Below are 17,258 nucleotides of genomic sequence, written 5' to 3' on the forward strand. Positions count from 1 at the left end.
CTTAGGTAAGATGAATTAAGTTTTACTTACCTGGTCTTAAGCCTTGTCATAAAAGGGATGATCTAACTTTAGGTAAGTAGGTAAGTAGTATTTATGTTATTTCCCAAGGGCTCGATGTAAACAATTGTTTTGTCAAGAAACCATAGACCTGTCGTTTAGGGTGTTTCACTCGTTGAAAGTTCAAAGCATTCAGAGCTCTGCCGATAAAAACTACATTCAATCTTATATTGAGGCATGAAAGTTTAGCTAGAATTTCGGAAGAGGTATGAAAATCTTTTATATCCTGGCTCGGTTCAAAATATTTGGTGATTAATTCTTCTTCCGTAGATAACTGACGAAACTCGCGATTTCTTTCTTCGTTTTCCTCAATATCTTTTAGAGTTAGTTCCGGAGAAAAATCAGGATCAGAATAGGCCAAATGATATGCCTGTGACCAAATCTGGTTAACCTGAATTTCCTTGGAATAATTAAAATCAATTTTCCTAAGAAGTTTAAAGCATAACCAACGGACAGAACCTGTTTCGTCATTCAGGAAATTAGCCTGATTGGTTGAACCAATAAATGAACAGGTCCTAGATAGCGTTGAATTTTTTCTGTCATAAGGCAATCGTTCATTTATGAATGTTTTAGAAAAATATGCTTTAAGACTATTTATGTCTTTTTTGTTTAGCATGGAAAGTTCATCGAGGTTAATAATAAAATTTCGGGTTAACTGAATTCGGGCATCTTTATCATTACTAATGTCTTCTGCTATATATTTAGAGAGAGGGGGAGGACATATAAAGCGACACCAGGTTGATTTGCCTGAATTCTGTTGGTTGTGGACTAAAACTAGACATTGCTTATTAAAATAACTCTCCTCCAGGGCACATCGAATAGTTCTAACCAACCATTTTTTAAAATGATAGGAGAAATTATCAGAATCCTGAACTGGAACATAGGAACATAATTTGGAAATATAATCTTGACCATCCCAATCTTCTAAATCTTCAAAATATTTACTAATAGGATTAAAATGCGGAACAACATATGATCTTAAAAAGATCTCAAGTTTACTGGGAGGGACCTCAATATTACATTTGGCCAATTCAATAAGAACTGAGTTAACTTCAAGTTCTTCCCAATTATTAGAATTTTTCAATGAGATTTGAAAATCCTGGCTTATCTCATTATATCGAATTTGGTATTTATCAAATAAATATTCCTCCATATAATCGTAAATGGTTTTCTTCTTGGGATTCTCGACCATATAGATATTTGGTGGTTTACTGTCCATAACTGATCAAGAAAATTATCTCCTGTTTCGGAAAGTATAGTTAAGCGCTTCCTGTTGAATTTCAGCTTTTGATTTACTGGGACTGGATAGCAGCCATTCATCCAGTTTTTCTCTTGAGAAGTAAATCATTTTACCACGAGGTTTTGAAAATGGAATGTCTCCGTTGGCAGTTAGTTTATACAGGTAGCTACGTGAGATACCAGTATACTCCGCAGCCTCTTCAATGGTTAACACATTCTTATTGGCGCGAACCATATTTTCTATTCGGTCAAGTTTTTCAAGTATTTGTAATGAGTCCATGATTAAAGTGTTATTAGTTAGAGATTGATTTTCGCTTTATGAGCGATTCATGGAGCCAAACTAGCAAGTGAAATAAAAGGGAAGGTGTGCTATGCGTGCTGGGTATACAAATCTATTTGAATGGTATGTAAGAGAAAATATGTGGCAGGAGGATAATAGGGATAATGGAGTTCGTATATTTATGAAAAAGAAAGACCTTCCTTAAAACATTGCATTCTAATAGTGAAAAATATACCATAATGTAGTTTATTTATATCATAATATATATATTTGATGCAAATAAGCGACATATGAATTCTAAAAAAGCATTAATTCTTCCGAGATATCAAAAGATATTCGCAGGATTAGGAGAAAATATTAAGCTTGCTCGTAAACGCAGAAAACTAACTGCTGAACAGGTGGCTGAACGAGCGGGCATCCATCGTGCAACATTACATAGAGTAGAAAAGGGAGATCCTTCCGTTGCAATAGGTATCTATTTTAATGTACTGAAAGTATTAAATCTTGAAAAGGATTTTGCTAATCTGGCAAATGATGATAAACTTGGTCGTAAACTTCAGGACCTGGATTTACTCTAAATTATGGCGGAAGGAAAAATCAATATATACGTGTATGCCGACTGGAAAGGACTAGAAGCTCCCACCGAGATCGGAGTACTTTCAGCACAATTTGCTAAAGGCAAAAAGGCATTCAGCTTTGAGTACAACAAAGATTGGTTGAAGCGCAATTCTTATCAATTACTGGACCCTGAAATTAATTTTTTTTCCGGGCCTCAGTATCCGACAGATAAAGAAAATTTTGGAGTTTTCTTAGATAGTATGCCCGATACATGGGGTAAAACTTTGATGAAGAGGAGGGCGGCACAGGAGGCCAGATCTAGAAATGAAAAAATACCCAAACTCTATGAAATTGATTACTTGTTAGGTGTTTATGATGAAAGTAGAATGGGGGCTTTACGATTTAAGACCGATAGGAAGGGACCATTTTTAGATAACGATACTAAGAATCCAACTCCGCCGTGGTCCTCTTTGGGCGATCTGCAGGAGGCGGTAAATCACATAGAAAGTGATTCTGAAACTAATACTATCAGACAATGGCTTGCTGTACTGATTGCTCCAGGATCTTCTCTTGGCGGTGCCAGACCAAAGGCCAATGTATTAGGGAAAAATGGAGATCTTTGGATTGCAAAATTTCCTTCTAAAACGGATACAATTGACAAGGGGGCATGGGAATTCCTAACATATAGACTAGCCCTTGATTGTGGGATAGAAATGGCAGAATCGAAAATTGAAAAAATTACAGGACCTTACCATACATTTTTGACAAAGAGGTTCGATCGTGAAGACGGACAAAGAATTCATTTTTCTTCAGCAATGACAATGACCGGTAATACCGAAGAATCTTTAAAAAATGTTAGTCCAAGTTATCTTGATATCGTTGATGTAATTGAAAATTATGGTATTAATGTGGAGGAGAATTTACATCAATTATGGCGCCGTTTAATTTTTAATATCGCTGTATCAAATACTGATGATCATTTAAGAAATCACGGCTTTATAATGAATGAAAAAGGATGGGAGTTATCACCGGCTTATGATATAAATCCTTCTGTGGAAAAGGATGGACTAGCATTGAATATCGATGCAGACGACAATGCACTCGATTTAGATCTAGCCATAGGCGTTGGAGAATATTTTCGTTTAGGGGAAGATGATATGAATCAGATTATTGAAGAAATTTTATCTGTAATAAGTAATTGGAAACACTATGCAAAAAAGATTGGTATTGCCCAGAAAGAGCAATTAATTATGGAACCCGCTTTCAAAGTGGAACTATAAAAAGCCTTTATTTAAACTTCTGAAAAATGGCTTCTAATGCTTCATGTTGCTTAGAAATAGGAGAGCGGGTAGGAGCATTTTTCAACGTGTTATAATTGTATTTCTTGCCATCAGGTCTAATAAGTAATCCAGAGGTAACAAATAGATTTTTCAAGGTTATTGAATTGTGTGGAAATGTTTTAATTAGGTGATCATAAAATTCTCTGCAACTAGGACCGTCCATTTTTAAATGAATTCTCGAGCGTTGATTACCCCAATCCTCTAGTAAAACGTTTTTAAAATCTAGTAGGGAAGTTGCTTCCTGGTCAATTAAATCAAAGCGTACCATTTCATTATATAATTGAGTTAAATGAATATCCGAAATGGATAGATTGAAATTATTTGGAGACTTATCCGAATTAGAGATTATTTTTTTTAAGAAAGAAGATTTAAAATTTTCTCTCCAGGAAGTAAGGCAGAAATATAATCCTAGCAAATAGACTAATACTATTATAAGCTGGACGGCCAAATTTGAAGTTTGATTTGAATGATGAAAATTAGACATCAAATGCATAAAACTTAGTCCAGTAAAATGAAATAATAATCTTGGTTTTTCTACTGAATTGACTAAGCTTAAATTTTCATTTAAAAAGTGTGAATAAATTACGGGGAGATAATGAATAGCTAAACGACTATAGACGTATATAAATGCAAAGAAAGATAGATATGTAATTATATCAAAATTCATAATCCATTTGTAACTCTGGAATTAAATAGGCTGCTTCTTTTTTCTTTTTGTCTACGATTTTAGCATATACCTGAGTGGTTCTTATTTCTTTATGGCCGAGTACTTTTGAAACCGTATAAATATCTGCTCCGTTTTCAAGTAATAGTACTGCATGAGTATGTCTGGCGCTATGAAAGGTAATATGCTTGGTAATACCGGCCCGCATGCACCACCTTAGAATTTCTGCATTAAAATGTGCACCATACTTCAAACCTTGAAAAACCCGATCATTTTCTTTTCTTCTTTTTCCTAGTAAATTCCTGGCCTGACCTGAAATATACTGGTATTCCTGACCGGCAGTCTTTTTCTGTTTAAAAATAAGTCGGGAGCCTTCATCTTCATCTCGAACTTCGGCCCAGTTCAATTTATTAATATCGCTCCATCTTAAACCGGTTAAGCAGCTGAATAGAAATGCATTTTTTAGTATTTGATGTTTACATCTGGCTTTAGCAAGCCCCTGTAATTCTTCATGAGTTAAATACTCTCGGGAGGTTTCACCCTGGGCATATCCTTTGACCGTGGCAGCGAAATTTCTTCGCGTATAGCCATCATTAAAAGCTTGCCGTAAAGCTGCTTTAAATTTATTGTAATAAGTATACTTTGAGTTTTGAGATAGAGGAGTATTCGATTTTGTTCGGGATTTATGATTTAAAAACTTTTTGAAGCCTAGAACAAAATCTTCATCAACATCTTCAAATGTTATTTTTCTCTTACCTATATAATCCTCAAGGTGATTTTGAGCAGCATCCCAATTGTCGTAATTACCTTTGCTTTCATAACGCTCCTCTTTAAGTTTATCATAATAAGTGATAAAGAGTAGTCTATCCTTATTTTTATCTTTTATACCATATTTGCCTTGTGCATATTCAGCCTTACGGATTGATAGCACCTGCTCGGCTCTCAACAGGACCTCAGCATTTTCTTGGCGTTCTTTAGTTGTCTTTGGTTCAATAATAAGGTATTCTTTTAAATATTCAAATTCCCTATTATGTTCAATCTTACCTTTATCATTCTGGATGAAGCCTTTATAATATTCAATATAAAGGCTATACTTTCCAGTCTTTAATTTTTTCTTTTTGAGTTTGATTTTCATAACTGGTTAATTTCTATAAATATAAGAAAAATAAATATTGAGGTGTAAAAAAATACACCTCATTGATGAAATTTAACAACGAGGTGTAAATTAAGTGTAAAGAAAGGTGTAAAAAGAAATTAGATTCGGAAAATATGAAAATAAAATAGAGGCTCTTAAGCCTCTATTTTAGTATTATTTGGTGTTATTTGATGTCATTTGGTATCAAATAAAATCTTCTGTTTATTTTCCAATACAAAAGTTGGCAAAAATATTACCTAAGAGATCGTCATTAGTAATTTCACCGGTGATCTCTCCAAAATGATGCAAGGCCTGGCGAATATCTATTGCTAATAGGTCTCCCGATAGATCTGCATTTAAACCGTCTTCCACCTTATTGATCTCTTCCAGTGCTTTCAAAAGCGCTGCATAATGTCTTGAGTTAGTAACGATCGTATCACTATTGCGAAGAGCCCCGGTATTCACGAATTCCAGTAATCTGTCTTTTAATTCTTCAACCCCAAGATTTGTTTTTGCAGATAAAAGCAGAAACTCTGCTCTTTCGGCATGACTAGAAATATCTTCGAGTTTTGCCTTTAGATTTTCAACTTCTTCAGCAGCTAATCGGTCGGTTTTATTAGCGATGATCAATAATGGTTTCTGCGGAAATTTGTTTTTGATCTTTTCAATTTCAACTCTTACTTCCTGAAGTCTTTCTCTGTTTACTGCGATTTGCGAACTGTCAACCAGATATACCACTACCTGAGCCTGACTTATCTTTTCAAAAGTTTTCTTGATCCCTATACTTTCTACTACATCTTTGGTTTCACGAATTCCAGCGGTATCTATAAATCTGAATCCAACTCCGCCAATACTCATTTCATCTTCAATGGTGTCCCGAGTGGTTCCAGCAATATCAGAAACAATGGCTCTTTCTTCGTTCAATAGAGCATTCAGTAACGTAGATTTTCCAACGTTAGGTTCACCAACAATCGCAACCGGAATTCCGTTTTTCAGCACATTTCCTGTGGCGAATGAATCGATCAATCTTTTTAGCACGGTCTGAATTCTTGAGACCAGGTCTCTAAATTGATCTCTATTTGCAAATTCCACATCTTCTTCTGCAAAGTCCAGTTCCAGTTCTATAAGGGAAGCAAAATTCAGCAATTCCTCCCGAAGCTTCTGTATCTCATTCGAGAATCCACCGCGCATCTGCTGCATGGCCATCTGGTGAGAAGCGGCATTTTCAGAATTAATAAGATCGGCTACAGCCTCAGCCTGGCTAAGATCCATTTTTGCATTCAGGAACGCACGCAAGGTAAATTCTCCAGCTTCTGCAGATCGACAGCCTTTTCTAATTAGTAATTGAATGATCTCCTGCTGAATATACGGGCTGCCGTGGCAGGATAATTCTACTGTTTCCTCACCTGTGTAAGATTTTGGCGCTCTAAAAACCGAAGCCAGAACTTCGTCAATAGTTCTTTCTCCATCCATCACATTTCCAAGATGAATAGTATGGGTTGGCTGATCGGCTAGATCTTTTTTACTTTTTGCTTTAAAAAGAGGGGCTACGATCTTGATGGCATCGGGTCCTGAAACTCTAATTACAGCAATAGCGCCGGCACCTGAAGGGGTGGCAAGGGCAACAATGGTATCATTCAATTTCATGTGGCAAATTTATGAAAGAAATTCTTGCTAACCCTATTTCTGTAACAAAGCTCATTTTCTCTCGTCTTTTAAATAGACACCATCAATAACCATCAAAAAATCAAAAAATGAGAGAAGACAAACAGTTGTTAGTAATTACCCATCTTAGTCAGTTACTGGACCTGGTAACCGGAGTAGGAGGGTTTATAGTACCACTGGTACTTTGGTTGACCCAAAAAGATAAGGTTGCCGGAATGGATATGCACGGAAAAATGATCCTGAATTTTCAGATCAGTTTGTTCATTTATTCCATTATTTGTATTCCATTGATCATATTATTAGGATTGGGAATCATTCTCCTTATCATCATCGGCCTGGTTGCCCTTATTTTACCAATTATGAATGCGATCAAGGTGAGTAACGGGGAAATGCCCTATTATCCATTAACTATACAGTTTCTAAAATAAAAACTTAGTAGTTGGTTTTTTTTTAATTAGTAAAAAGCCCGTTCAAATTTATGAACGGGCTTTTGTAAAGTTATAATATTTGTAATGTATTAGCTGTTTAGCATTACCGGCATTACCAGCATGGTAATTTTTTCTCCAGGATCCAATCCATCAACCGGAGTCAGGATTCCCGCACGGTTTGGTAAGCTCATTTCCAGCATTACATCATCAGCCGTTAGGTTACCTAGCATTTCGATAAGGAATCTTGAGTTGAAACCTATCTGCATATCATCACCCTGGTAAGAACAGGTTAAACGCTCTTCTGCCTTGTTACTGTAGTCTACGTCTTCCGCAGAAATATTCAGCTCAGCCCCGGCGATCTTCAATCTCACCTGGTGAGTGGTCTTATTTGAGAAAATAGAAACCCTTCTCACAGAACTTAAAAACTGGTTTCTTTCAATAGTCAGTTTATTAGGATTTTCCTTTGGAATTACCGCTTCGTAATTTGGATATTTTCCGTCGATCAATCTACAGATCAGTTGGGTATCGTCAAAAGTGAACTTGGCGTTAGAATCGTTGTATTCGATCAGAACTTCAGATTCGCTTCCGGCAAGAATTCCTTTCAAAAGGTTCAAAGGTTTTTTAGGCATGATGAATTCAGCTGCCTGGTTAGCTTTGATATCTTCTCTGGAATACTTTACAAGTTTGTGAGCATCGGTCGCCACGAAAGTAAGTCCGTCTTCTTTGAACTGAAAGAAAACACCACTCATTACCGGTCTAAGATCATCATTTCCTGAAGCGAAAATAGTCTTGGAAATCGCAGAGGCAAGAATATCAGCCTCAACAACAGTACTGCTTGGATCTTCAAGCTCTACCGGGTTCGGGAATTCTTCTCCATCAGCATATGCCAGCGCATATTTACCGTGGTTGGAACTTAATTCTATGGTATTGTTATCTTCAACTACAAAGGTTAGCGGTTGCTCCGGAAAAGTCTTTAAAGTGTCTAAAAGTAATTTCGCAGGAACGGCAATTTTTCCTTCAGAATCTGATTCAACCTTAAGTTTTGCAGACATTGTTGTTTCTAGGTCTGAAGCAGAAACCGTTAGCTCATCATTATTAAGATCGAAAAGGAAATTATCTAATATTGGTAATGTGTTACTGTTATTGATTACCCCTCCAAGTATTTGTAGCTGTTTCAGCAGATAGTTGCTGGATACAATAAATTTCATCGGCTTTTATTGATTTATTTTGAATCAATTACAAATATATTTTAATAAGTCAAAAATCACGGGCTGTTCACTGAGTTTTTATTAACAGACTTGTATCAGGAAAATGATATAAAATCTTGTAAAATAAGGCATTGTGAAATTAAACTATATCAAAATTGTTAATATGTACCTATCAAAAGCTTCTTTAGATGTTGCAGAAGCTTTATTTGACGTATTTCCTCTTTCTGTAGAATCTGAAAGCCATACCGAAAATCAGGAGCAAAAGCAGTGGTCCTGCAAGGTTGATGAGCTGCCATTGCTCTCTTTGTGCAGCAACTTTCTCTTTATCCAAAAATGCGAGGTTGATCTCTTTTGATCTGATGTCAATCAATCCCGTATCGTCTAACAAATAATTCACGGCATTTAGCAGAAATTCTTTATTACCGTAGGTGTTTCCGGTATAACGCTGAAAACCGAGTTCCATAGGTTTTCCTCCCTGGATATCATTCTTGATCACATCACCGTCTGAAACTACCAGCATTTTCGATTCTTTCCCTTTATCTAAATGATCTGAAATTTGAAAAGGTTTTACCCGGTTTTTATAAACCGATTTAAATTCGCCTTCCAGCAATACTGCTAAAGGTTGCTCTCCGGCAGTATAAGCATTCATATCCGGTTTTTTTCCAACCATGTCCAGGCTCACCTGTGTCGGAACTCCTTCTAGTTTGGTTCTCGGTGAACTGCTTAAAAGAATGGTCTTTTTAATATTATTCTTCAGCGTATCAATGGAATTGGCATATTCGAATTTTACTGCTTCAATATTATTGATAATAGGGTGATCGTTCGGTGAACTGGTGAGCGGACTATAAAACCATGGATAGGGATTGAACCTGGTATTTTGACCACTTCCGCTGGCCAGTACGATCGGGGCAGAATATAGGTCGTTCACTAACTCTGGATTAATACGAACTCCGTAAGAGAAAAAGTAATCCCCGAGATTCAGATTTCTAGGTAGGGCAATAGCCGTTCCTTGTTGATTGAAAAGGCTGTCATTCTCCATATTAGTAGTTTCAGCCAGCCAGAGCATCTTTCCGCCGTTCAATAGATATTGATCCAGCACATATTTCTCATTTTCCGAATAAGGCTGTGTAGGTTTTGGTTCCAGGATGAGATCATACTCTTTGAGATCTGCCAGTGTTTTCTGCGGATTGTTCGCGGCAGAGTCTAGCGTAAACGGAGCCATAAAGTAATATTCCTGGATAGTTCTAACAAAATCAGCAATCTGGGAGTCAGGTAATTCTCCATTACCTCGCATCACCGCGATCTTTTTCTCTCGAGGATATATTAATTTACTTAAACCGTCTGCCAGCGCATATTCCAGTTGTTGAACCGACGCATTCACTCTCTCTTCATCGGTTGCCCCGATCTGATTTTTCATCAGAGGGATTTTCACCGTTTTATCGCCATAATTTGCGATCGCCCATGGAAAAATTATACTCTCGCTATTCTTTCCATTTTCCTGAACATTCAATCGCGCGGGGGTCATTCCCATATTATAGAATTCCTCTGCAATGGCATTTGCATCGCCACCTTCCGCTAAAGGATCTACAAAATTGAATTTAATATTTCGGTTGTAGGCTGAAAACTCTTCTAGCATTTGCCTTGTTTCATTCTGTAATCTGCGAAACTCTGAAGGAAAACTACCCTCCAGGAAAACATCGAATATTACCGGCTGTTCCACATCTGCAACGATTTCTTTCGCTGCAGGAGAAAGGCTGTAACGTTTATCCTGTGTCAAATCAAACCTCAGGTAGAATTCTGAAGCCAGGAAATTAGCAGCTATAAGAATAACCAGCAGAATAAGAAGCGATTTTATATTATTAGACTTTCTCATTATCGCCGGTTCTTTGTTGCTGAAAGATTGATTTCAGTCAATTTCAGAAAAAGAAAGATCAAACTCAGGAAATAAATGATATCGCGTGTATCTACAACTCCGCGGCTAATGCTTTTATAATGAAAGCTGATTCCGAAGGACTCCAGAATGTAACTGGAAGTGCCAAAAATGTTGGTTTCTGCCAGTCCTTCAAATGCATAATAACAGATAAAACATAGAAAAACTCCGAGCAAGAATGAAACGATCTGATTAGAAGAGAGGCTCGAGGCAAAAATTCCTATGGCAGCATAGCATCCTCCTAAAAAGATCAGTCCAATATAAGAACCTATGGTTGCCCCGACATCTAAATTTCCAACTGGTCTTCCTAGCTGACTGATGGTTAGAACATAAAGTAGTGTCGGAATTATAGCTAAAATCACTAAAAATAAAACTCCCAGATATTTCCCGGTGATGAGTTTCCATAGTCCTATTGGTTTGGTAAGCAAAATTTCCATAGTACCCATTCGGTTTTCATCGGCAAAACTTTTCATAGAAATCGCCGGGATGAGAAATAAGAATATCCAGGGCGCGAGATTGAAAAAGGGTTTTAGATCAGCAAATCCGCTATCCAGAATATTATATCCACCGGAAAATACAAAAAGGAAAAATCCGCAGGCAATAAGAAATAATCCTATTACGAGATACCCCGTAAGGGATGAAAAAAAGGATTGTATTTCTTTGTTTAGGATTGCTAACATGCTTCTATTCCAGCGTCACTAATTTATCTAAACTCCAGGCTTCCGGTTTTTCATTAAATAATACTTTAGTATTTGCCCAGACATTTTTGAAGAGTTCAGAATTCCTGTAATTCTCCAGTGCTTCTTCGTCCTTCCAGTATGAATACGTGAAAAACTGGTTTGTATTGTCTTTCCCACGATAGAGTTCTAAAAATTCACAACCTTCAAAACCTCTGATCTTAGCTTTATTTTCTTCGAAATTTGCCAGAAATTCTTCGATCTTTTCGGGTTGAAATCCCATTTTCACTATTCTTACAAACATTTACTCAAAATTTACTGTTATCGTATCGAGGTATTTTAATCCGAATAAACTTGCTGCGCTTCCCACCGTACTCGGGTTACTTTTATAAATAGCCAATTCAACATATCCTGCGGAATTGAAAACTGCCAGTTTTTTACCATCTTCTTCCTTTCGGTTTTCCTTTTCAACATCAAAGTTGATAGCATGGCTGTATGTTTCATAAATGACGTTGAAATTCACGTTTCTCGCGCTAATTTTAAATTCACGCCCTTTACCAACATTTTCAAATAATTTACGGGAAATATTGGTGATCACATTTCCATAGTTATCAACATAAATAACATGGCCAAGGATCTGGTCCTTTTCAGAATTTATAATTGGCTCGAATTGTTTTAAATAGCGAATTTCACTAACGCTTTTACCTATCACTTCCAGGGTTCCGCCACGAGCAATATGGCAGGCTACTTTAACGAAAACATCAAGTACGGGAAAATTGGTCTGAATCTTATCATGAATATTGATCTCTACGATCTTTTCCGGCCTTATTTCCGAAGCAAGCAGCGACAATATCCCGTTGTTAGCGCAAATAAAATAATGTTCGTCCAGTTTTACCGCGAGGTGCTTATTTTCCGGGGTAAGTTCAGAGTCTATACCAATAATATGAATGGTTCCCTTCGGAAAACTTTTGTAAGCATTCTTAATGATGTATGCAGCCTCACTAATATGAAACGGCGAAACTGAATGGGATATATCAACAATTCTAACCTCACTTAACTCACTATAAATTGCCCCTTTAACCGCACCAGCGAAATAATCTTTCTCTCCGAAATCGGTCGTTAAAGTGATAATTGCCATAGGCGATTGTTAATATTTTTTTAATCTGAAACTGGTTATTTTCCTTAAGTTTGTATAGAAGGCGAATATAATTTTATTTTTAGTGATTCGCTTCGGCTGAAAGGTAAAAAATACCATAAATTCGGTTTCAAAATTAGGATAATGAAACGCGAAGGGCAAATAAAAATGACCTGAAAATCTACAATGCTTCATCTTAAAAACAATAGCTTTTGAACGAACTTCTTATTGAACTCTCAGAAATTAGCCCTCGAGAATTTTTCGGGCAGCAGAATAAACACATTGAACTTTTAAAAAAGTATTTTCCAAAACTAAAAATTGTCGCCAGAGGTAGTAAAATTCGTGTCTTTGGTGATGAAGAAATGCTGGAAGAATTCGACAAGCGTTTTTCAATGCTTATGGATCACTTTGGAAAATATAATAAGCTTGATGAAAATACCATTGAAAGGGTATTGACGAGTGAGAGTAAAGAAGATTATGAAACTTCTCAAGAAAGTGGAGAAACCATCGTTCATGGACTCAGCGGTAAAGTGATCAAAGCACAAACCGCCAATCAACGAAAAATGGTGGAGCTTTCTAAGAAAAACGACCTTGTTTTTGCTATTGGTCCGGCCGGAACTGGAAAAACCTATACCGGTGTAGCTTTGGCTGTAAAAGCTCTAAAAGAGAAACAGGTTAAAAGAATTATTCTCACCAGACCTGCGGTTGAAGCAGGGGAGAACCTTGGTTTTCTTCCGGGAGACCTTAAGGAAAAACTAGATCCTTACATGCAACCGCTTTATGATGCTTTAAGAGATATGATTCCGCATGAAAAGCTGGAGATATTTATTGAAAAAGGAGTTATCCAGATCGCGCCTCTTGCATTTATGCGTGGTAGAACTCTAGATAATGCATTTGTAATTCTTGATGAAGCACAGAATACCACGCATGCGCAGATGAAAATGTTCCTGACGCGTATGGGTAAAAATGCCAAATTTATCATTACTGGTGATCCGGGACAGATCGATTTGCCGCGCAGAGTGATTTCTGGATTAAAAGAAGCGCTTCTTATCTTAAAAGATGTAAAAGGAGTTGGGATGGTTTATCTAGATGATAAGGATGTGATTCGTCATAGACTGGTGAAAAAGATCATTGCCGCTTACAAAACAATTGAACACAACGATTAATAAAAGATTAAGCTCTTGATGAGTAATACGATTACCAAAACAAATTTCAATTTTCCTGGACAGCAATCTGTGTACAAAGGAAAGGTTAGGGATGTATATTATTTAGAAGATGAACTGCTAGTGATGATCGCTTCAGATAGGTTGTCGGCCTTTGATGTGGTGATGCCCAAAGGCATTCCGTATAAAGGTCAGATCCTGAATCAGATCGCTACCAAGATGATGGAAAAGACCAGCGATATTGTACCGAACTGGTTGGAAGCCACTCCAGATCCAAATGTTGCCGTTGGTAAGAAATGTGAGCCTTTCAAGGTAGAAATGGTGATTAGAGGTTATATGTCTGGCCACGCTGCCAGGGAATATAAGGCTGGTAAAAGAGAATTATGTGGTGTGGCATTGCCTGAGGGTTTAAAGGAAAACGATAAATTTCCTGAGCCTATCGTCACTCCGGCTACTAAAGCCGAACACGGTGATCATGACGAGGATATTTCACGGGAGAATATTATAAAGCGAGGAATAGTTTCTGAAGAAGATTATAACAACCTGGAGGATTATACCCGTAAATTATTTGAACGTGGAACGGAAATCGCTGCAAAACAAGATTTGATCCTGGTAGATACAAAATATGAATTTGGAAAAACCGCTGAAGGTAAAATTGTTTTGATCGATGAGATCCATACTCCAGATTCATCCAGGTATTTTTATAAGAAAGGATACCAGGAAAGGCAGGAAAAAGGAGAGGCCCAAAAGCAATTATCTAAAGAATTTGTTCGTCAATGGTTAATTTCAAACGGATTCCAGGGACTGGAAGGTCAATCGGTTCCGGAAATGAGTGATGAATACATAGAATCTGTTTCCGAAAGATATATTGAGTTATATGAAAATATCACAGGAGAAAAATTTCAGAAAGCGGATGTTTCTAACATTGAATACAGAATCCAAAATAATGTAGAATCTTATCTCAATTCAAAATAAGTTGGATTATTGATAAAATTGCATGAACTATTCTATCAATTTGAGAATAATATCCTGTAATTAATTCAACTTCTCTTTTTTGAGTCCATACTATTTAATATTTTTAAAGGCAGAGCCGGTTAAGCCGGTTTTGTCTTTTTTATTTTAAATCATTTTGAATTATGAGTAATTATCACATAAAAAACCTGGAAGAATATTTCCAGGTATATAGAAAATCTGTTAGAGAGCCTGAAAATTTCTGGCAGGAGATCGCCGAAGAGCATTTTGTATGGAGAAAAAAATGGGATAATGTACTCAGCTGGGATTTTTCAAAGCCTGAAGTCAAGTGGTTTGAAAACGCCAAACTGAATATCACTGAAAATTGTATAGACCGCCATTTACTTGCGCAGGGCGATAAAACTGCGATTATCTGGGAACCAAATGATCCAAAAGACGAAGCTTTGCATTTAAGTTTTAATGAGCTTCATAAGAAAGTAAATCAATTTGCAAATGTTTTAAAGGAGAATGGAATTCAAAAAGGAGATCGCGTATGTATTTATTTACCTATGATCCCAGAATTGGCCTATGCTGTTCTTGCCTGCGCAAGAATAGGAGCCATACACTCCGTGGTTTTTGCCGGTTTTTCTGCTTCTGCTTTGGCTACACGAACTTTGGATGCAGATTGTAAAATGTTGATCACTTCAGATGGATCTTATCGCGGTGAAAAAACTATTGATCTTAAAGGAATCGTAGATAAAGCGTTAGAAGACTGTCCGGATGTGGAAACAGTTTTAGTAGCTAAACGAATAGGTTCAGATGTGAATATGAAAGAAGGTCGTGATAAGTGGTTGGAACCTTTAATGGAAGAAGCTTCCAATGAATGTGCTCCTGAGATCATGGATGCGGAAGATCCATTATTTATTCTTTATACTTCCGGATCTACGGGTAAACCGAAGGGTATGTTGCACACCACTGCGGGTTATATGGTTTATTCAGCTTACACATTTAAAAATATTTTTAATTACCAGGATGATGATGTTTACTGGTGTACGGCTGATATTGGCTGGATCACCGGTCATTCTTATATAGTTTACGGACCTTTATTAAATGGTGCGACCACGGTGATGTTTGAAGGTGTTCCCTCGTATCCTGATTTTGGTCGCTTCTGGGAGATCGTGGAGAAGCACAAGGTAAATCAGTTCTATACGGCACCGACCGCAATCCGTGCTCTGGCTAAAAAGAATCTTGAATTTGTAGATAAATACGATCTTTCGTCTCTCAAAGTTCTTGGAACGGTAGGAGAACCCATCAATGAAGAGGCATGGCACTGGTATGATAATAATATCGGAAAAAATCAGAGTCCTATCGTAGATACCTGGTGGCAAACGGAAACCGGTGGGATCATGATTTCTCCAATACCTTTTGCTACACCAACAAAACCAACCTTTGCGACCTTGCCATTTCCAGGGATTCAACCGGTTTTAATGGATGAAAAAGGGGATGAGATCAAAGGAAATCAGGTAGATGGTAGATTGTGCATTAAATTCCCGTGGCCCTCTATGGCCCGAACTATCTACGGAAATCATGAAAGATATCGCGACACTTATTTTTCAGCTTTCGAAAATAAATATTTTACTGGTGATGGTGCGCTGAGAGATGAAACCGGTTATTACAGAATCACCGGTAGAGTGGATGATGTGATCATTGTTTCAGGACATAATTTGGGAACGGCACCAATTGAAGATGCGATAAATGAGCATCCTGCAGTGGCAGAATCTGCAGTAGTTGGTTTTCCTCATGAAGTGAAAGGAAACGCGCTTTACGGATTTGTGATCTTAAAAGAAGCCGGGGAGTCAAGGAACCAGGATAACCTGAGAAAAGAGATCAATCAGCAAATTGCTGATAAGATAGGTCCAATCGCAAAACCTGAAAAAATTCAGTTCGTTGAAGGCTTACCAAAAACTAGAAGTGGGAAGATCATGAGAAGGATCCTTAGAAAGATAGCATCAAAAGATATTTCTGATCTTGGAGATACTTCGACCCTATTAAATCCAGAAGTTGTTGAAGATATTATAAAGGGATCCGTAGAATAATTATATTTTCGGTATAATATTTGTAATTCTTTAAAAAACTCTAAATAAACAATAATGAAAAAAATTATTACACTTACCGCCTTATGCTTTTTCATCTTTGCGGCGAAGGCTCAAATCTCTGAAAATATGAGTCTTACGGGTATGCAAATTTATACTAAGGTAAGAACTCCTGATAAATATACTGGTTCTCCATATGTTGAAAATGATTTTCAAAGGGGTATTATCTATGATAAGAATGCAGATAGATCTCAGCCAGCCTACTTAAGATATAATGCAGTGGAAGATCTGGTGGAAATTAGATTAGAGAAGAATGACTCTTCTACTGTTCTGCCAAAATTTACGCACATATTTTATAAAATGGGAGATTATACCTATTTCATCGATAATATTCAAACTGAAAACGGATGGGAAGAGGCCTATTTTGCAAGATATTATGATGGAGACAAAGTGAAGTTCATCGCGAGACCTGTTCCGGAAGTAAAAGAAGCGCAAGTCGCTCAAACTGGTTATGAAAAAGACAAGCCCGCTGATCTAAGTGTCGATATGGTTTATTACATTTCTATGGATGGTGGTACTTACAAGGAAGTACGATTAAAAGAAAAAGATTTTGAAGATTTCTTTTCTTCTGATAGGATGGAAGAATACTTCGATGAACACAAAATAAAAACAGAAAATGATGTAGTGAAATTGCTTGAGTTCTACGAGCAGAATCTATAATATACTACATCATTA

General features: G+C 37.0%; 17 protein-coding genes. 7 read left to right on the forward strand and 10 right to left on the reverse strand.

The window, feature by feature from the left end; all coding sequences use genetic code 11:
- Window positions 1–91: 91 nt before the first annotated feature.
- Both AC2S94_RS11330 and AC2S94_RS11335 read right to left on the reverse strand, forming a co-directional pair.
- Entirely contained in the window at window positions 92–1,276 is a 1,185-nt protein-coding gene (locus tag AC2S94_RS11330; protein WP_156282205.1) for a VapE domain-containing protein, read from the reverse strand.
- 15 nt (window positions 1,277–1,291) lie between these two features.
- A complete protein-coding gene (locus AC2S94_RS11335; RefSeq protein ID WP_121346088.1) occupies window positions 1,292–1,576 on the reverse strand; it encodes a helix-turn-helix domain-containing protein in 285 nt (94 codons plus the stop codon).
- A gap of 290 nt (window positions 1,577–1,866) precedes the next feature.
- Here AC2S94_RS11335 and AC2S94_RS11340 point away from each other — a divergent pair, with 290 nt between their 5' ends.
- Together AC2S94_RS11340 and AC2S94_RS11345 are read left to right on the forward strand one after the other, a co-directional pair.
- The gene (locus tag AC2S94_RS11340; RefSeq protein WP_121346087.1) at window positions 1,867–2,154 is read left to right on the forward strand and encodes a helix-turn-helix domain-containing protein; all 288 of its coding nucleotides are present in this window, start codon (window positions 1,867–1,869) and stop codon (window positions 2,152–2,154) included.
- 3 nt (window positions 2,155–2,157) lie between these two features.
- Window positions 2,158–3,414 (forward strand): type II toxin-antitoxin system HipA family toxin, encoded by a 1,257-nt coding sequence (locus AC2S94_RS11345; protein ID WP_156282203.1) that lies wholly within the window; start codon window positions 2,158–2,160, stop codon window positions 3,412–3,414.
- 7 nt (window positions 3,415–3,421) lie between these two features.
- On the opposite strand, the gene AC2S94_RS11350 is transcribed toward AC2S94_RS11345, so the two are convergent.
- From AC2S94_RS11350 to mnmE, 3 genes are all read right to left on the reverse strand, one after another.
- The gene (locus tag AC2S94_RS11350; RefSeq protein ID WP_121346085.1) at window positions 3,422–4,141 is read right to left on the reverse strand and encodes a hypothetical protein; all 720 of its coding nucleotides are present in this window, start codon (window positions 4,139–4,141) and stop codon (window positions 3,422–3,424) included.
- Window positions 4,131–5,273 carry a tyrosine-type recombinase/integrase gene (locus AC2S94_RS11355; RefSeq protein WP_121346084.1) on the reverse strand — a complete coding sequence of 381 codons (1,143 nt, stop codon included), beginning with the start codon at window positions 5,271–5,273 and terminating at the stop codon, window positions 4,131–4,133. Before AC2S94_RS11355 ends, AC2S94_RS11350 begins: the two co-directional genes overlap by 11 nt.
- Window positions 5,274–5,495: 222 nt before the next feature.
- Window positions 5,496–6,920 (reverse strand): tRNA uridine-5-carboxymethylaminomethyl(34) synthesis GTPase MnmE, encoded by a 1,425-nt coding sequence (gene mnmE, locus AC2S94_RS11360; protein WP_484628699.1) that lies wholly within the window; start codon window positions 6,918–6,920, stop codon window positions 5,496–5,498.
- A 107-nt stretch (window positions 6,921–7,027) separates the two neighbouring features.
- Between mnmE and AC2S94_RS11365 the strand changes: the two genes are divergently transcribed.
- A complete protein-coding gene (locus AC2S94_RS11365; RefSeq protein ID WP_484628700.1) occupies window positions 7,028–7,366 on the forward strand; it encodes a DUF4870 domain-containing protein in 339 nt (112 codons plus the stop codon).
- A gap of 89 nt (window positions 7,367–7,455) precedes the next feature.
- Here the strand turns inward: AC2S94_RS11365 and dnaN are convergent, their stop codons facing one another.
- The 5 genes from dnaN to AC2S94_RS11390 all read right to left on the reverse strand — a co-directional run bounded on the left by dnaN (window position 7,456) and on the right by AC2S94_RS11390 (window position 12,319).
- Window positions 7,456–8,574, reverse strand: coding sequence for a DNA polymerase III subunit beta (dnaN, locus tag AC2S94_RS11370; protein ID WP_484628701.1), 1,119 nt, complete (start codon window positions 8,572–8,574; stop codon window positions 7,456–7,458).
- 202 nt (window positions 8,575–8,776) lie between these two features.
- Complete coding sequence (gene gldG, locus AC2S94_RS11375; protein WP_484628702.1) at window positions 8,777–10,447, reverse strand: gliding motility-associated ABC transporter substrate-binding protein GldG; 1,671 nt, start codon at window positions 10,445–10,447, stop codon at window positions 8,777–8,779.
- Window positions 10,447–11,184: a gliding motility-associated ABC transporter permease subunit GldF gene (gene gldF / locus AC2S94_RS11380; RefSeq protein WP_484628703.1), complete on the reverse strand. Its 738-nt coding sequence runs from the start codon at window positions 11,182–11,184 to the stop codon at window positions 10,447–10,449. The genes gldG and gldF overlap by 1 nt, the downstream gene beginning before the upstream one ends.
- A gap of 4 nt (window positions 11,185–11,188) precedes the next feature.
- Entirely contained in the window at window positions 11,189–11,485 is a 297-nt protein-coding gene (locus tag AC2S94_RS11385) for a putative quinol monooxygenase (protein WP_484628704.1), read from the reverse strand.
- Window positions 11,486–12,319 (reverse strand): SAM hydrolase/SAM-dependent halogenase family protein, encoded by an 834-nt coding sequence (locus AC2S94_RS11390; protein WP_484628705.1) that lies wholly within the window; start codon window positions 12,317–12,319, stop codon window positions 11,486–11,488. It abuts the gene before it with no gap.
- 209 nt (window positions 12,320–12,528) lie between these two features.
- On the opposite strand from AC2S94_RS11390, the gene AC2S94_RS11395 reads away from it, so the two are divergent.
- The 4 genes from AC2S94_RS11395 (at window position 12,529) to AC2S94_RS11410 (ending at window position 17,243) form a co-directional block, all read left to right on the forward strand.
- A complete protein-coding gene (locus tag AC2S94_RS11395; protein WP_484628706.1) occupies window positions 12,529–13,482 on the forward strand; it encodes a PhoH family protein in 954 nt (317 codons plus the stop codon).
- 18 nt (window positions 13,483–13,500) lie between these two features.
- Window positions 13,501–14,454, forward strand: coding sequence for a phosphoribosylaminoimidazolesuccinocarboxamide synthase (locus AC2S94_RS11400; RefSeq protein WP_484628707.1), 954 nt, complete (start codon window positions 13,501–13,503; stop codon window positions 14,452–14,454).
- A 161-nt stretch (window positions 14,455–14,615) separates the two neighbouring features.
- Window positions 14,616–16,526, forward strand: coding sequence for an acetate--CoA ligase (gene acs / locus AC2S94_RS11405; protein ID WP_484628708.1), 1,911 nt, complete (start codon window positions 14,616–14,618; stop codon window positions 16,524–16,526).
- Window positions 16,527–16,580: 54 nt separating this feature from the next.
- Window positions 16,581–17,243, forward strand: a complete 663-nt coding sequence (locus AC2S94_RS11410; protein WP_484628709.1) for a hypothetical protein — start codon at window positions 16,581–16,583, stop codon at window positions 17,241–17,243.
- Window positions 17,244–17,258: the final 15 nt, after the last annotated feature.

This window comes from Christiangramia pacifica (assembly GCF_057221535.1).

Coding starts and splice junctions, on each gene's coding strand:
- gldF (WP_484628703.1), bottom strand. CDS start 11,184: ATGTTAGCAATCCTAAACAAAGAAATACAATCCTTTTTTTCATCCCTT.
- AC2S94_RS11390 (WP_484628705.1), bottom strand. CDS start 12,319: ATGGCAATTATCACTTTAACGACCGATTTCGGAGAGAAAGATTATTTC.
- AC2S94_RS11355 (WP_121346084.1), bottom strand. CDS start 5,273: ATGAAAATCAAACTCAAAAAGAAAAAATTAAAGACTGGAAAGTATAGC.
- mnmE (WP_484628699.1), bottom strand. CDS start 6,920: ATGAAATTGAATGATACCATTGTTGCCCTTGCCACCCCTTCAGGTGCC.
- AC2S94_RS11330 (WP_156282205.1), bottom strand. CDS start 1,276: ATGGACAGTAAACCACCAAATATCTATATGGTCGAGAATCCCAAGAAG.
- AC2S94_RS11345 (WP_156282203.1), top strand. CDS start 2,158: ATGGCGGAAGGAAAAATCAATATATACGTGTATGCCGACTGGAAAGGA.
- AC2S94_RS11410 (WP_484628709.1), top strand. CDS start 16,581: ATGAAAAAAATTATTACACTTACCGCCTTATGCTTTTTCATCTTTGCG.
- AC2S94_RS11340 (WP_121346087.1), top strand. CDS start 1,867: ATGAATTCTAAAAAAGCATTAATTCTTCCGAGATATCAAAAGATATTC.
- AC2S94_RS11365 (WP_484628700.1), top strand. CDS start 7,028: ATGAGAGAAGACAAACAGTTGTTAGTAATTACCCATCTTAGTCAGTTA.
- acs (WP_484628708.1), top strand. CDS start 14,616: ATGAGTAATTATCACATAAAAAACCTGGAAGAATATTTCCAGGTATAT.
- AC2S94_RS11335 (WP_121346088.1), bottom strand. CDS start 1,576: ATGGACTCATTACAAATACTTGAAAAACTTGACCGAATAGAAAATATG.
- AC2S94_RS11400 (WP_484628707.1), top strand. CDS start 13,501: ATGAGTAATACGATTACCAAAACAAATTTCAATTTTCCTGGACAGCAA.
- AC2S94_RS11385 (WP_484628704.1), bottom strand. CDS start 11,485: ATGTTTGTAAGAATAGTGAAAATGGGATTTCAACCCGAAAAGATCGAA.
- AC2S94_RS11350 (WP_121346085.1), bottom strand. CDS start 4,141: ATGAATTTTGATATAATTACATATCTATCTTTCTTTGCATTTATATAC.
- dnaN (WP_484628701.1), bottom strand. CDS start 8,574: ATGAAATTTATTGTATCCAGCAACTATCTGCTGAAACAGCTACAAATA.
- gldG (WP_484628702.1), bottom strand. CDS start 10,447: ATGAGAAAGTCTAATAATATAAAATCGCTTCTTATTCTGCTGGTTATT.